The organism is Collinsella aerofaciens (assembly GCF_005844325.1).
Taxonomy (GTDB): domain Bacteria; phylum Actinomycetota; class Coriobacteriia; order Coriobacteriales; family Coriobacteriaceae; genus Collinsella; species Collinsella aerofaciens_G.
Genome location: NZ_SPFY01000001.1, coordinates 77,023 through 92,021 on the forward strand (window position 1 = coordinate 77,023; position 14,999 = coordinate 92,021).

General features: G+C 55.4%; 15 protein-coding genes. 3 read left to right on the plus strand and 12 right to left on the minus strand.

Translation table 11 applies throughout. From position 1 onward, the window contains the following. Positions 1–115 precede the first annotated feature (115 nt). On the plus strand, positions 116–727 hold the full coding sequence (locus FGQ61_RS00365; RefSeq protein ID WP_171021459.1) for a DUF1836 domain-containing protein: 612 nt from the start codon (positions 116–118) through the stop codon (positions 725–727). Between the two features lie 73 nt (positions 728–800). Here the strand turns inward: FGQ61_RS00365 and FGQ61_RS00370 are convergent, their stop codons facing one another. The 6 genes from FGQ61_RS00370 to FGQ61_RS00395 form a co-directional block, all read right to left on the minus strand. After that, the gene (locus FGQ61_RS00370) at positions 801–1,667 is read right to left on the minus strand and encodes a DegV family protein (protein WP_138112615.1); all 867 of its coding nucleotides are present in this window, start codon (positions 1,665–1,667) and stop codon (positions 801–803) included. Positions 1,668–1,831: 164 nt separating this feature from the next. After that, the gene (locus FGQ61_RS00375) at positions 1,832–2,959 is read right to left on the minus strand and encodes a coiled-coil domain-containing protein (RefSeq protein ID WP_138374201.1); all 1,128 of its coding nucleotides are present in this window, start codon (positions 2,957–2,959) and stop codon (positions 1,832–1,834) included. Between the two features lie 32 nt (positions 2,960–2,991). After that, positions 2,992–3,522: an adenine phosphoribosyltransferase gene (locus tag FGQ61_RS00380; RefSeq protein WP_118227237.1), complete on the minus strand. Its 531-nt coding sequence runs from the start codon at positions 3,520–3,522 to the stop codon at positions 2,992–2,994. A gap of 40 nt (positions 3,523–3,562) precedes the next feature. Further along, positions 3,563–4,441 (minus strand): transcriptional regulator FtsR, encoded by an 879-nt coding sequence (ftsR, locus tag FGQ61_RS00385; protein ID WP_138112611.1) that lies wholly within the window; start codon positions 4,439–4,441, stop codon positions 3,563–3,565. A gap of 3 nt (positions 4,442–4,444) precedes the next feature. Then, positions 4,445–4,879 carry an FHA domain-containing protein gene (locus tag FGQ61_RS00390; protein WP_006236002.1) on the minus strand — a complete coding sequence of 145 codons (435 nt, stop codon included), beginning with the start codon at positions 4,877–4,879 and terminating at the stop codon, positions 4,445–4,447. A gap of 66 nt (positions 4,880–4,945) precedes the next feature. Further along, a complete protein-coding gene (locus tag FGQ61_RS00395; protein WP_138374202.1) occupies positions 4,946–5,650 on the minus strand; it encodes a CDP-alcohol phosphatidyltransferase family protein in 705 nt (234 codons plus the stop codon). Between the two features lie 588 nt (positions 5,651–6,238). Between FGQ61_RS00395 and FGQ61_RS00400 the strand changes: the two genes are divergently transcribed. Then, entirely contained in the window at positions 6,239–7,525 is a 1,287-nt protein-coding gene (locus FGQ61_RS00400) for a tyrosine-type recombinase/integrase (protein WP_138374203.1), read from the plus strand. 8 nt (positions 7,526–7,533) lie between these two features. Here the strand turns inward: FGQ61_RS00400 and FGQ61_RS00405 are convergent, their stop codons facing one another. From FGQ61_RS00405 to FGQ61_RS00425, 5 genes are all read right to left on the minus strand, one after another. Further along, positions 7,534–9,060, minus strand: coding sequence for a recombinase family protein (locus tag FGQ61_RS00405; RefSeq protein WP_138374204.1), 1,527 nt, complete (start codon positions 9,058–9,060; stop codon positions 7,534–7,536). Then, positions 9,045–10,703: a recombinase family protein gene (locus FGQ61_RS00410; protein ID WP_138374205.1), complete on the minus strand. Its 1,659-nt coding sequence runs from the start codon at positions 10,701–10,703 to the stop codon at positions 9,045–9,047. The genes FGQ61_RS00405 and FGQ61_RS00410 overlap by 16 nt, the downstream gene beginning before the upstream one ends. A gap of 2 nt (positions 10,704–10,705) precedes the next feature. Beyond that, complete coding sequence (locus tag FGQ61_RS00415) at positions 10,706–12,340, minus strand: recombinase family protein (protein ID WP_138374206.1); 1,635 nt, start codon at positions 12,338–12,340, stop codon at positions 10,706–10,708. 122 nt (positions 12,341–12,462) lie between these two features. Continuing rightward, positions 12,463–12,687 (minus strand): DUF6870 family protein, encoded by a 225-nt coding sequence (locus FGQ61_RS00420; protein ID WP_212745420.1) that lies wholly within the window; start codon positions 12,685–12,687, stop codon positions 12,463–12,465. 580 nt (positions 12,688–13,267) lie between these two features. Beyond that, positions 13,268–13,741, minus strand: a complete 474-nt coding sequence (locus FGQ61_RS00425) for a sigma-70 family RNA polymerase sigma factor (protein WP_138374207.1) — start codon at positions 13,739–13,741, stop codon at positions 13,268–13,270. Positions 13,742–14,194: 453 nt separating this feature from the next. On the opposite strand from FGQ61_RS00425, the gene FGQ61_RS00430 reads away from it, so the two are divergent. Further along, positions 14,195–14,512, plus strand: a complete 318-nt coding sequence (locus FGQ61_RS00430) for a helix-turn-helix domain-containing protein (protein WP_021633225.1) — start codon at positions 14,195–14,197, stop codon at positions 14,510–14,512. Positions 14,513–14,629: 117 nt separating this feature from the next. On the opposite strand, the gene FGQ61_RS00435 is transcribed toward FGQ61_RS00430, so the two are convergent. Next, entirely contained in the window at positions 14,630–14,995 is a 366-nt protein-coding gene (locus FGQ61_RS00435; RefSeq protein ID WP_212745421.1) for a metal-dependent transcriptional regulator, read from the minus strand. Positions 14,996–14,999: the final 4 nt, after the last annotated feature.

A 14,999-nucleotide genomic window follows, 5' to 3' on the forward strand; every position in this document is an offset into this window, starting at 1 on the left:
CAAAGTGGTTGGACGGTGCATCAATGTGCTGTCCAACCACTTTTACTTGCCGGCTATATGGTATGAAAAACTAGATAACCTAGAATACAATATAGCTAATGAACGGAGGATCCTTATGAACCACGCCAAACGCGTTATCCCGATGTCCGATACATCGGTCAGCATTAAGCCTGAGGATATTCAGCCCACTGTGCTGCCCGATGCATTTATTCAGTCCGATATCGTGCGCAAACTTAATACGTTGAGTCTGCCGCGCTATAACCAGTTGCCCAATGTGACGCTCTACCGCGACCAGGTTATTGAGTATGTTGCGCTGTGGATGGAGCCGCTGTCCATTTGCGTTGAGCAGCCTGTCATTACGCCATCGATGATCAATAACTACGTGAAGGTCGGCCTGGTGCCTGCTCCGGTCAAAAAGCAATATGGCCGCGAGCAGATTGCCCGCCTGATCGCTATCTGCATCTTTAAGCAGGTGCTACCTATTGCTGCGGTGCAGGCACTCTTTAACATTCAGCGTTTGAGCTACGATGCCCCGACGGCCTTTGATTATGTGGTCGATCAGCTCGAGGCATCGATTCGTTCGGCGTTTTCCGTCGAGCAGACGCCGGTTCCCGATACGGCGCATCAGGTAACGCGTGAGTCGCTGCTTGTGCGCAGCGCGGTTTCATCCTTTGTTTCGAAGGCTTACTTGATGAGCTATCTCAAGTTCAACGGGTTTAATAGCTAGCCGACGTATAAAACGGGCGGGACAAAGAGCCATCTGTCGCTTTGTCCCGCCCGTTTTTTTGCTTGGTTGGACTTTATTTGCCCGAAGCTACGCCCATGCCGTAGCCGATGATCAGGCCGTGCATCTCGGCGTAATAGGAATCCAGGCCGTTGCAGGGCATGATGATGGTCTTGGAGCAGGGCCAATGTTCGACTATGCGATCAGTAAGCGCCTGGGCTCCAGCTTCGTTCTCAACGTGATCGATGATGACCTCACCGCCCGTAAAGCCCTCGGCTTCCATAGTGTCGATGATCTTGTTGAGCATCTTCTTTTCGCCACGCGTGTGCCCGACGAGTTCGATTTTACCGGCCTCACTCGCCGTGCCCAAAATGCGGATATTGAGCTTGTTGGCAATGACGCCGGCTGCCTTAGGGATACGTCCGGCTTTGGCGAGGTTTTCGTAATTGCACAAACTGAAGAGGATTTTGCTGTTCTGTTCAAGGCTATCGAAGTATGCGCAAGCATCCTCGAATGAGACATTCGGATTGCTTGCAAGATAGCGGTCGAACAGCAAGAAAATGAGGTCCATTTTGCCGCCAGCTGCGCGTGAATTGACTAGATGAATCTGTCGGTCGGGCTCCTCGGCAAGAACCATATCGCGAGCCGTGGCTGCCGCGTTGTAGCTGCCCGACACGCCCTCAGAGATCGGCATGCAGATGGTCTTGTCTGCCAATTTGAAGAGCTCGGCCCACTCCCCCACGCTGGGACAAGCGCTCGAAGAGGCATTCGTCTCCGCCTGAACAGCGCAGTTGAGCTCATGAACATCGAGCGAAAGGTCATCGACGAATTCACGCTCCCCCACTCGAATTTTGAGGGGAGCAAATGCAAAGGTGGTATGGGGTGCGATCGGTTGCCAATCGCGGAGGTTGCAGCTTGAATCGGAGATAAGTGCCCAGCTCATAGAGGGTCCTTTCTAATCGTTCCCATTCAATTATAGCCATCTTGCAGACCGATTGGGCCGCTATCTAGTATTCAAAACTAGATAGCGGACTGCACTAAAGGCAAAAGAATGGACCCCATGACTCAAAGCCACGAGGTCCATATCCGTTTGCTTTATCTGAATACTTAGTAGCGCACGAAAATGTAGTTGTTGTTCATGCCGGCGGCAACGGAGCTGATGATAACACCCGTGTTGTAGTCGGAAGCATGAATCATCTGACCACCACCGATGTAAATGCCGGTGTGGTACGAGTTGACCACAACGTCACCGGGCTGCGGATCGGACACACGCGTCCAGCCCATAAAGGTGCCCGTGGTGCCCAGGCGGCAATAGCGACCAGTGAGGCAATAGCTAACAAAACCAGAGCAGTCGAAACTGTTCGGGCCAATTCCGCCCCAGGAATAGGCGCAACCAAGCTTGCTGTATGCACGCGAGACAACAGAACCGCCATCGACGGACTGGCTCGGAGCAGAAGGCGTCGGAGCCGGGGCAGGCGTGGAGGGCTGCGGTGTCGGAGCAGGTGCCGGCGTAGGAGCCGGAGTGTTGCCGCCCTGGTTGTTGTTATTGCTGGTCTGGCCACCGTTGTTGGTGTTCTCGGTCGCACCGGCAGTCTCGTTGCTCACCGTGGCCTTCTCGGCGGTACTGGCGTTGATGCCGGCCTGCAGCGCGGCGTTGGCCTCGGCCTCAGCGGCAAGCTCAGCCTGCAGCTGTGAATCCAGAGAGTTTACGACGTTCTGTGCTTCAGCCTGCTGGGCGTTAAGCTCGTCGACCTTCTTTTGCGTGGTGGCGACGTTCTTTTCCTGCTCGGCCTGCTTATCGGTGAGCTGCTGTTTGAGCTCCTTGACCTCTTGAATGGTCTGAGCCTGCTTATCGGAAACTTTGCCGTAGTAGAACAGACGGTTGAGCATATCGCTCAGGTCATCGACGCCCGTCAGAACCTGAAGCAGGCTCAGACCGCCGGTTTTGTACTCGCCGGCGACATAGGTCGAGAGCTTGGCCTGACCATCGGCGATCTCCTGCTGCTTTTGCGTGATCTCGCCAGCAGTCTGATCGAGCGCCTGCGTCTGCGTGGCGAGCTCATCGTAAATCTGCTGAGTTTGGGTACCGATCTGCTCGAGCTTCGTACGAGCAGCGGCAAGGTCGGATGCGGTATCGGCGTAGGCAGGAGCCGCGAGGCCCAAGCCCAAAACACAAGCGAGGGTTGCCGTAGCAGCGCAGCGTGCCATGTTTTTGTGCGTGTTTGCTGTGCGCATGTAGCTTCCTTTCCAGTAACTAAGGGTAACGGCTAGTCCACCGTCACCAGGCTAAAGAGCTCCACATCGTCATTAGACGGTGTGAGCTTCTCGCGCGGGTTGAGAAACGCAAGCTCAAGGATACAACCGTAACCGACAAGCTTTGCGCCCATATCTCGCACCAGTTTACCTGTTGCCTCGACGGTTCCGCCCGTCGCGACCAAGTCGTCCAGAATCAACACGGTATCTTTAGAGCTGATAGCGTCGGCATGGATCTCAATTGAATCGGTGCCGTACTCGAGCTCGTAGCTCTGACTTACGGTCTCGCGCGGTAGCTTGCCAGGTTTACGTGCGGGAACAAAGCCGGCGCCAAGGGCTACAGCCACCGGTACGCCAACCATAAAGCCGCGAGCCTCGGGACCCACGACCTTGGTGATTCCCATGCCGGCAAAGTGCTCGGCGAGGGCATCGGTCATGGCTTTGAGCGCCTCGGGATTGCCAAAGAGCGGCGTGATGTCTTTAAAGATGACTCCGGGCTCGGGATAGTCGGGGATGTCGACGATTTGAGATTCGAAGTCGTACATTGCATGACCTTTCAATGGGTTGCCGGATAAGCGGCAGCTGTTATTTGCCCGCGGTGGCGGTGCCGGATTGCGAAGGGGTGACGACCTTGAGCGGCTTTACGAGGGAATCCTCGTGCGAAGCCGGCGCGCCTATCTCTTCGTTTTTGGCCTTGGTTGACTCGGAGCGAGTGATTTCCTCATCGAGTGCATCGATGTCGGCGTCCTCGACCACGGCGTTGAGCGACTCAAAAACGCGGTTCTTGAGCAGCGCGGTGTGCACGCCCTCCGTCAGGTCGTGAAGCTTCTTAAACGCACGCTCGAGCTTGGCGTCGCGCTCGTCATCGGAGGTGTCCATGCCGAGCATGCTCACGAGCACCTGCTCAAACATCGAGGACTCGCGGTTGGCGGAAGACACGTACTGACGCAGGTTGCGCGGCTCGATATGGAAGCGTGACAGCTCGGAGCAGTAGCGGATGATCGGGAAATCGCGACCATCGACGAGCTCACGATTTTGCGGACTCTTGATGATGCGAATGAGGTCGTTCTCGGCGAGCGAGCGGATAAACGAAATCTCGACGCCCAGCATATCGGGAATGGTCTCGATAGGATGCAGCTTTTGCTTAGTCTCCTTGGGCTCCGTCTTGAGCGGAACATCGGACAGCAAGCCCACCTCGTAAGCGAGCGTTGACAGGTCCGTGGCGTTTTCCAAGCGCTGCTTAATCACGTTGAGTGGCATATAGCGGGTCTTCTGCAGGTGCAGAATGACCTCCAGGCGATCAACGTCCTCCTTGGAGTACTGACGGTATCCCTTAGGCGTACGATGAGGGGTAATGAGCCCCTCATCCTCTAGAAATCTAATTTTTGAGTTCGAAAGATCGGGGTATGCGCCTCGAAGTAGGTTGACGACTTGGCCGATACTCAGATAGTTGCGTTCGGCCATGCCCTACTCACCGGTTTCGATGCGCTCCGGCGTGCTCTCGTGGTAGATGAGCGTAAACGTACCGATCTGGACGGAAGAACCGTCGTGCAGCGGGGCTGCATTGACGATGGCACCGTCGACCCAGGTGCCATTGAGCGAGCCCAAGTCCTCGATGCGAGCGCCGAGGCCCTCGCGAATAATGCGCGCGTGGCTGCGCGAAACGGTCATGTCATTGAGGAAGATGCCGTTCGCGGGATCGCGGCCAATGGTGGTCACGTCATCCTCGAGCTCAAAAGCGGCACCAGTCTGCGGACCCTTGACGATGGACAGAACGGGGGCGGTGATGCGCACGTTGGCCATGAGGTCGGGAACGGTGACGTCGCTTGAAGGCACGCGGAATACGCAGGTAGCGTCAGCAGTCTTATCATTCTGAGGCATATTGTTAACCATGTTGTCCATGACAACCCCTAACTTATCGCGGACGTGCCGCAAATAATGAACCGTACGTAATCATACCCCAACGAATCAGTCTTCGATTTCAGGGTTCAGAAAGTCGATGTCCTCGTCCTCGGGATGCGTGAGAGCCTGTTTAATGGCCGCTCCGCCCTTAATGGAGTAGATGACAGCGGTGAGCATGGAGAAGATCACGCCGCCGTACACAAAGAAGATGCCGAGGGGCATCGAGCTTCCGTTGAGGCCCGGGAAGGCCGTAAGGGCTGAAGGTAAAAGATGCAGGCCGTCAATAACGGGGAACCCGAGCAGCATGAGCGAGAAGCCGGTCATGAGCAGCGCTGTGGCAATCTTTCCGGGGAAGACAACATCGATGGGGCGACGGTGATAATGGCGCACGATAAGCGTGCCGATGCCCAGATAGATGTCGCGGCCAATAATGAGCACGCAGACCCAGATGGGCAGCTCTCCGCGGACCACCAGCCCCAAGACGCCGGTGAACAGCAGCGCACGGTCGCAAATGGGATCCATGACCTTGCCGAGCCATGAGACCGTCTTAGTCATGCGAGCGATCTGACCGTCCATCCAGTCGGTGGAGGCGGCAACGGCGTAGATAACGATGGCGATGACGCGGTTGTTGTCCGTCACAAACAGGTACAGAAATACCAGGGTGAGGATCAGGCGCGTAAAGGTGATGAAATTGGAGATCGTAAAGATCTTATTCGACGGGTAATCGGAAGTGCCGATAAGCTCCTTTTTGATCTTCTTTTTGATGCCCACAGGACTCCCCCGCTGGTTAACGACAAAACTTTCGATACTATACCCGTTCCGGCGATGTCTATCCAGCGTAAGCATAGAGAGTCCAGACATGTGGAGGGCGCTTTTAGGCGGCGGGGATTTCGCATTCGTGTACATCAGCCTCCAAACATGTCGAAAAATGTCGATTTTGGTGGCTGATGTACACGTTTTGATTCGGTGATTACATCGAGCGGGAACGTTGTTGCTTTAAGCAAAATAATCATGGTGATTAAAACAAAAAAGGTCAGGCACTAGGTGCCTGACCTGCAAACTTCTGGTCGGGACGACTGGATTCGAACCAGCGACCCCTTGACCCCCAGCGAGGTCAGAATGACCCTGACCTGTGCTTATTTTGTTAAAACACGCGCAGATAGCGCAAGTAGCGCATTTCCGCATTTGCATATTTTACCAGCTCAGCGCGGTCTGTCCAGATAGCATATTTTCGGCTTCGAGGAGCGCGGTGCAGCCGATGATTTAATCAACGGGGGTAGGAGCCCCGAATCGTCGCCTCTCCGGGTTCCCGCAGGTGGGCCCGCCTGTTTCTAATCAACTGCGGATTTAGGAGCAGACATGCAGAACGAGAAATGCAGCAATAAAACCTTACGCGTATGCGGAGCCGGCGGCGTGAGGAAGAACAAGGGCAAATGGCAGGCTGTCGTGACGGTGGCCGACGAGATGACCGGGAAGAAGGTCCAGAGGACCAGGAACACCCGCGTGCCCTGTCTGAAGCAGAGCGCGCGGGGAAAGGCGGCGGCGATGCGCGTCCTCGCGGAATTCAGGTCGGAGGTCGAGCTGGAACTCGCCGAGGCCGAGGAGGCGAGGGCCGCTATCGGCGCCGGGCTTCCCGCCGAACAGCGGGATGACTACGCCGCGCTGCCGCTTTCCGAGGCGCTCGAGAAGTTCATCGACTTCTGCCTGGAGATGAACAGGATCACCCCGACGACCCGCGACGACTACCACTACAGCGCCCTGCACATCGAGCGAGACGAGCTGGGTCTGGTCCCCGTGAACGAGGTGACGACCGACGACGTCAACGCGTGGTCGAGGCGCAGGATCGCCCTGGGCACGGCGCCGGACACGCTCAACAAGTCATTCAAGCTCGGCAAGCGGCTCTACGCCGTCCTGCTGAAGCGCAGCAACGACACGATCGGGAGGAACCCGTTCGACGGCGCCCTCGCGCCCAGGGTCATTGCCAGGCCCAGGAACGCGCTGCGCTCCGACCTCGTGCCGAAGCTCAACTCGGTGACCTCGATGATGCCGGACTCGACCTTCAGGCGGGCGGTCGTGCTCGCCCTGCACACCGGGATGCGCATCGGCGAGGTCTGCGGCCTGCGCTGGTGTGACGTCGACTTCGAGTCGGGGCTCATCACGGTCAGGCACTCGGTGGCCTACGTCAAGGACAGGGGCTCCTTCATCAAGGACACCAAGAACCACGACTTGAGGACGATCCCCGTCGATCCGGTGGGCCTGCTCCCCTTCCTGAAAGAGATCCACGAGATCGATTCGCAGAGGCTCCGGGAGGCATCGGCCCTCGGCCTGCGCGACCTCGCGGACAGCTACGTCGTGTCGCGGCCGGACGGCTCCTTCGCCACCACCAGTTACATCCGCAGGGCGTTCAAGACGTTCTCGGAGACCAACGGCCTCATGGGCACCAACGACGAGCTGATCACGTTCCACGGCCTGCGCCACCCGTATGTCAAGCACACGACAAAAATTTTTAGCTTGCGCTTGATGGATTTTCAAGCGCAGGCTTATCCTGATGCTCGGCGAAAAACTCGCGGAGCTTGTCAGCTTCATCGGGGAGGACAAAGCCAAAGCCCTGTCCGTCCACTCTGCAATAGAAAGCAATTTTCATGACTGCCACCTCAATCAAAAATGTCCTGGATTTTGTATGCGATCTCAATGCGCTTGTCGGGGTACACCAGCACCCTGTCGATCAGCAGCTCGGCCAGCTCGGTGGTCAGCGTGTCCGCATCGAAAATTGCCTTGGACGCTTCCATGCGGCTGTCCTGCCGTGCCTGTTCGTCCCGTTTCTGCTTCGCCTGTGCCAATACTGCGGCATAGGCGTTTTTCGTTTTCAAAAGCAGCTCGTCACACGCAGTCTTTTCCGCCTTGTAGGTGTTCAGGTCAATCTCGCCCATGAGATAGCGTTCATACAAGGCGCGCTTACCGTCTTGCAGTGCCTCGATCTGCTGCTCATATTCGGTGCGTTCCGGTACGGAAGCATCCACCCGGAGCGTACCGTCAGGGGCAAGTGGCGCGGCGGCTTCCATCTGCTTTTTCAGCGTCAGGAATACCGCCTGCTCCAGCTCTGCGGCGTTCAGGCGCATCTTGTGGCAGCGGCTTTCTTCGTCTGCTTCGGAATGGCGGCAGTAATAATACGAGGTTTTCTGCATGGTGCGGGACAGTGCATGGCCGCAGCAGCCGCAGAAGGCTTTGCCCTTCAGCGGGTAGTCCCGCTTCTTTTTGTTGGGCTGTGAAAAGCGGAGCTGACTGGCCTGCGCGGTATCAAACACGGCTTTCTCAATGATGGCCGGGTGATGGTCGGGGATGATGTACCATGATTCTCTGTCCTTCAGGCGGCTTCTGTTGCCGCCTACTTCGAGAACTGCCCGCTTGCCAATCACATACACGCCGGTGTAGCGTTCGTCCTCCAAAATGCGGAGAATGGTGGATGTACTCCAAATCCCGTGACAGCGGGAAATATCGTGTGTGTGATTGCCTCGCGCCGCTTTGTACTGGCCGGGGGTGGGGATGTTTCTGCGGAACAGCTCTCGCGTGATGGCGGTGGCGTTGATGCCCTCGGCGGCAAGCTGGAAGATGAGCTGCACAACGGCAGCGGCCTCCGGGTCAGGCTCCATTCTGCCATCGGCGCTTTTGCGGTAGCCATAGGGACAGATTTTGCTCTGATACTCGCCGCGCTGCATCTTGGCGTACTTGGCGCTCTTGGTCTTGATGGACATATCGCGGCTGTAATATTCGCTGATGAGATACTTGAATGCTACGTCCATGCCGCCGGTGTCACCCTTGAATTTGCTGCTGTCAAAATCGTCGCTGATGGAAATGAAGCGGGTATGGAACAGCGGGAACACGCGCTCGATAAAGTAGCCGGTTTCAATGCTGTTTCGCCCGAAGCGGGAAAAATCCTTGACGATGATGCAGTCGATTTGATTGGCCCGCACCAGCTCAATGAGCTTCTGTACCTGCGGACGCTCAAAATTCGTGCCGCTGTACCCGTTGTCGATGAACTCCATGATCTCCGCGTTCAGGGCTTCCGGCATGGAGGCCGCATATTCGTGGAGGACAAGACTCTGGTTTTCGATACTCAGACTGTCATACTTGTAGTCCTCAATGGAGAGGCGGATATAGAGAGCAATCACATATTTCTGCATTGTTCCAGCACCTCCGCATAGGTTTCAAACTCGCTCTGGAAACGATAGCGCACCGTGATTTGCTTATCATGGGACACCTCGATGCGGTCGATCAGCCGCTCGATGAGTGCGCCGGTCAGCGCCCGGTCGGTCTTGATTTGTGCGGCATCCTGTTCCAGCACCCGGTGCTGCTCTGCTTGAGCATCCATCGTTCGCAGGCCGTCCTCCAACTGTTCCATTTCCACGGCGAGGTCGGCAATGCGGCTTTCGTACTTCTCCTTGTAGTCAAAGTATTCATCCTTGGTGAGAACGCCTTGGACGAGGTTTTCATATAAACTCCGCACGATACTGCGAAGCCGCTGGATTTCCTGTTTGCGGCTGGTGATCTTCTCCCGCAGCTCAGCGCGGTCAGCGGCCTGCCGGGGCAGCTCCGCAAGAGAGAGGGTGTATTGCCCCAGCGCCGTATCAAGCGAGTCCTGAAGCATATCTGCCAACATATCCAGCAACGCATCCTCGCGGATGGTCACGCCGGGGCAGGCATCCTTGCTGATTCGGCTCTGGCTCAGACAATGGTAGAAGTACACATCGTCGGACTTCTTGCGGATGTTTCTCTGCCGGTGCAGGCTGCCGCCGCAATGGGCGCAGAACACCTTGCCTTTGAGAAGATTCGGCGTGTAGGCTTTGACCTCCCGTGCCTTGGCGCGGCTGGCGGTCTGATTGAGTATTTCCTGCACCGCCGCGAACTGTTCCCGGCTGATGATGGCCTCGTGGGTGTCCCGTACCACCGTCCATTCCTCGGCATCGGCCTTGACCTGCCGGTGATCCACGGTTTTGGTCTGCCCCTGAACGAGATCTCCGGTGTAGACCTCGGAGCGGAGAATAACGCCGACTGTTCGGGTTTGCCACTTGCCGCTGCCGAGCAAATTTTCGTGGGTGATCTTGCCCTGCATCTTCTTATAGTGGCTGGGAGTGAGAACGCCCGCTTCATTCAGCCGCACGGCGATGGTATTGAGGCCAGCGCCCTCGGAAGCCCAGCGGAACATCCGCTGCACCACAACGGCGGCAACAGGGTCGATGATAAGCTGGTGGCAATCGTCCTCGGCTTTCAGATAGCCGTAGGGAGTACGCGCCCCGATGAACTTGCCGTCCTTCATGGCCTGCCGCTGCTGCGCTCTGATCTTTCGCCCAATGTCCAAAGCGTAGGCTTCGTTTATCATGTTCCGCAGCGGAATGATGATACCGGAATGGGCGTCCTCCGGGGCGACGGTATCGAAGTTTTCATTGACCGCAATAAAGCGGATGTTGCGGATGCGGAAATACTGCTCAATGTAGTAGCCGGTGTCGATGGTGTTCCGCCCCAAACGGGAGAGGTCTTTCACAATGACGCAGTTGACGTGACCAGCCTCAATATCTGAGAGCATCTGCTGAAAGCCCGGACGGTGGAAGTTTGTCCCGGTCGCGCCGTTGTCAATGTAGGTATCGTACACGCTGATCTCCGGGTACTGCTCCAGATAGCGGGCAATAATCATCTGCTGGGTTTCAATGGATACGCTGTGCGTGTGGGTATCCTCCACCGAAAGGCGGACATAGATCGCGGCGCGGCAAGCGGCGTCAGCCTCCTGCACGGCCACCGCAGCCGTTTCTTTTCTGCTTTTCCTTGCCATGCTCAGCCCACCTTTCTCTGTTCGTAATCTTTCTGCTGCGCTGCCAGCGCCAGAAGCTGCAACGCCTTTTTGTATTCGTCCTCATGGGTAAAGGTAATATCCAGCTCCTTCTTCCCACGGACGCGGATGCTCTGTACCATGTGAATGAGCGCCCTGCGGTCTAAGGTTTCCAGCGTGGAGAACTGCGTAAACTGTGAAATCCAGCGGTTGCGCTCACTCCGGTTTTCCAGCACCTCCGTGAGTTTTTCCTTGAGAACGCGGACGCTTTCTCGGATGTCCTCGGCCTGCTTGGTGTACTTTGCCTTATAGGAAGCGTATTCTTCCTTGGTAAGCATACCCCCCACAAGGCTCTCATAAAGCCGTGCCTTGAACTCCAGCACCTGCTCCAACCGGCGCTCGTTGTCGGTGATGTGGTCGCTGTATTCCTTGGCAAGCGCCTGATTGATGCTGGTCTGGTCAATGCCGGTCAGCAGCGCCTCCAGAGAAGCAATATTGCCGATATAGGCTTTCAGGCTGTCCCGCACACAGTCGATCAGGCTGCTTTCTTTCAGCATGACCGGATGGGCGCAGCCCTTTTTCTTGCCGGTTGGACAATAATAGTAGTGGTACTCCTTGCCGTTCGCACGGTTGGTCTTGCGGGTCATGCGGCTTCCGCAGCACCCGCAGATCAGAATACCGGAGAACAGGTAAACCGTATCCTCGTTGGGAGAAGTCCGGGTATCCAGTCCCTTAATGCGCTGCACCAGCTCAAAATCCTGACGGGCAATCAGCGCTTTATGGGCATCCGGGACGCGCACCCACTCGGAGGCGGGGCGCTGCTCCATCTGCTTGATCTTGTAATGCGGCGTACCCTGTTTGCCCTGCACCAGCGTTCCGGTATAGGTTTCGTCCTGCAAGATGCGGATGATGGTGGTTGCTGACCACTTGCAGTCGGCTTTGTCCGCGTAGCCCTTTTTCGCGTAGGGCAGACCGTTGTTCTTCTTGTACGCCAGCGGGGAGAGAATACCCAGCCGGTTCAGCTCAGATGCGATCTTGGAGGCGCTTGCGCCCTCCAGCCGCATACGGAAAATGTCGCAGACAACGCAGGCAGCGTAGGGGTCAGGGACGAGCAAATTCTTGTTGTCCTCGGCTTTCATGTAGCCGTACACCGGGAACGCGCCGACGAAATCGCCATTGCGCCGCTTCACGTCCAGAGAAGAACGGGTCTTGATGGAAATGTCCCGGCAGTAGGCTTCATTCATAATGTTCTTGACCGATACGGTCAGATCATCGCCGCTGTCGTGGGCGGTGTCGATGCTGTCGGTGATAGCGATGAAACGCACCCCGTAGGCCGGGAATACCCGGCGCAGATACCGGCCTGTTTCGATGTACTCGCGCCCTAAGCGGGAGAGGTCTTTTACAATGACGCAGTTGATGTTGCCATCGGTGACATCCTGCATCATTTCCTTGAACGCGGGGCGGTCAAAGATGATGCCGCTGTATCCATCGTCGATCTTTTCGGAAACGACCTCAATATCCGGGTTACGCTCTACAAAGTTTTCAATGAGCTTGCGCTGATTGGAAACGCTGTCGCTTTCGCTGGAATGATCGTCGGTGTAGGACAGGCGGATGTAAGCGGTAGCTTTGTATTTAGGCATGAAAAAGCACTCCTTTCTCCCGGACTGCTCCCGCATGAAAAGAGTGGTTATCTGGCTATTAGGTTTTCATCCTTTTCCACACCGATCATAGCACTCTCTGCGGAAAAAAGCGAGGATGTCGCTCAGCGCAAAATGCCTTGCAGACATTCCTCCAACGTAACGCCGTTCCCGGCAAAGCAGGCGTTTACCACAAAATCGCCGCAGCGGAAGCGGTAAGGATTTTTGATCTGGCGGATAAAGGCGACAATGCGTTCTTCCTTGGGAAGATTTTTGTCTACGGATACTTCCCGGATGTCCACCAGTTCATCCGTGTGGATTTGGGTTTCGTTTGGCGTCGGCTGCATCATGGCGATCTCCTTTCTCGGTTTGGTGGGTTTCCTCAAGGTCACATGAATGCGCTGACGGAAAGGCCGTCAGCGCATGGTATCTGACTTTGAGAGGCGGCTGCGCGGGTAGAATTGGAGCCACATAACATAATGGCGAATACCGGCGCAGCCGCTCTGCTTGTCCATTTGAGAAGATCCATCCTATTTGCCACGCGCCCCGGATAGTGGGCATGATGCAGGCCGCCCTTGGCAGGGCTGTCATAACTCCACGATACCGCTGCCTCAAAGAGCTGGCGCATACCGCAGGGTTCCCCCTCAAGTCTGTGGGAGGGCGTGAGCAAGTTTCATTATCCGCCGCGCTGTCATCGCGCCCGATTTGCCGAATCGGGTCTAAGGCTGCGTAGATCGCTCGGATGGCTTTTCCGGAATCACCTCCTTGAAGCCATCGTCGTGGCGGCGCACCTTATGCCGCTATCACGCGGGTTTTGTGCCTGCATCATGGTCTATTCAGTTTTCAACGTTCAACGAAAGGCTTCGTGGAGAATGTCCCTTCACCTATCGCCGATTTTGGGCCACTTTTGCAAGGTGTTTTTGAAAAACCTCAGAAATATTTTTTGATTTTTCTGATTGCTGCTGTAATGTTGAGAGAAATAGCCTGATGCGACACGCCTTCGACTTTTCCAATCTCGTCAATCGTCATTCCATCCACGAAATACATCCACATCCTGCGGAACTGAGTGTCCGTCAGGTGCTTCCTGATTTGCGTAACCTTTTGGGTGCTACGGCGGATTTCCGCCACCCGGTCATGCGCCTGCTCCATGCAGATATCCGCAGCGGGAATAGATGCTGCTTCCTCGGAAAGCTCGTCCAGTGCAAGGGTATGATTAGCGTAGACATGATCCTCTTTCTCGGAAGCATGATAGTCTGCATCCGACAGGGACTTCCATTTCAGAAATTCTTCCTCGCTGGCAAAGTCCTCGCGGGTCAGGCGGATGATGGCTTCGTTGGCATCCATGTAAACGATAGCGTTGGGGTCTTTCTTGTTCAGCGCATAGCTGCTCTTTCTGTTAAACATAATATGTCCTCCGTTTCGGTGTTGGGTGGGTGGTGAACCAGACCAACACCGGCGGAGAACGACAGCCGACAGGAAAACGTAAAAAGGCGCTCGAACAGGCATGATGACCTGAACGAGCGCCTTGCGTGCGAGTGAAAACATGAGTAACGAATACTGTACCGGGAGGGGCTAAATCACGGATGAACCAAACCGCATAAAAAGAGAGCTGCAACTCGCTTTCGTGAGTGCAGCTCGTCTGGGGGATAGCCGCGTGCTTTTTGAAGTGGACGGCTAATCGGTGCTTATGCTTTTTTACATGACCGCGAGCGGCCTTAGCAGTATCTCCTGTTCATCCGTGACATCATAAAATTACCTCCAACTCGCTGAATGTGATTTGCGGCTCATTCAATGTGAGCTTCATGTGTATTTAAGTGAATTGAGGCTCACTCTACAATGTAGTAGAGGTGATTTACAATGAACTTTCTTGACCTGTTCGCCCAAAAGCTTCGCGAAAAGCGGGAGCAGAAAAAGATCACGCAGCGCGAATTAGCGGAACGGCTTAATATGTGTACCCGAACTGTCATTGAGATTGAAAAGTGCAAGAGCAATCCGAAATTTGAAACGGTTGCGCTGATCTCAGAAGAAATGGACATCAGTCTGGATGGAATCGTGTTCCACGATAGAGCGCCGCAGACCGTTGCCAAGTGCGTTCTTGATTACTTTGCAGGAAAGGGTGAAGAAGAGTCGCAACGGTACATAGACCTGTGCATGAGCGCAGATAAGCTGAAGTGATGTACAGGGGAAAACAAAAGGGCCGATGATTGTCTTTCATGTAGAGCAGCCAGTGGGCTTATATTTTCCCCACTGGCTGCTCTTGTCCGCACAGTTGGAACGACGGGCATTAGTATCCTATTTTTCCTGTTTGTGTGCATCCCGGATCTTTTCAAAGGTGTCCTGACTGATGGCGTGTTCAATCCGGCAAGCATCTCGCTCTGCAATTTCAGGGTCAACGCCAGCTGCGATAAATTGCTCTGTAAAGAACTGATGCCGCTCATAAATTTTTTCGGCAACATTCCGGCCTGTTTCGGTCAAATGCAAAACGTAATCACTATCTACCGTTAAAAAGCCCCCTTCACGCAAAGCCGACACCGCATAGCTTACACTGGCTTTTGAAACTCCAACACGCCGTGCAACATCAATAGAGCGGACAGCACCGTGATTCTTTTGAAGAACCAGCACAGCCTCCAGATAATCCTCTCCGGACGCATGAATCATCACT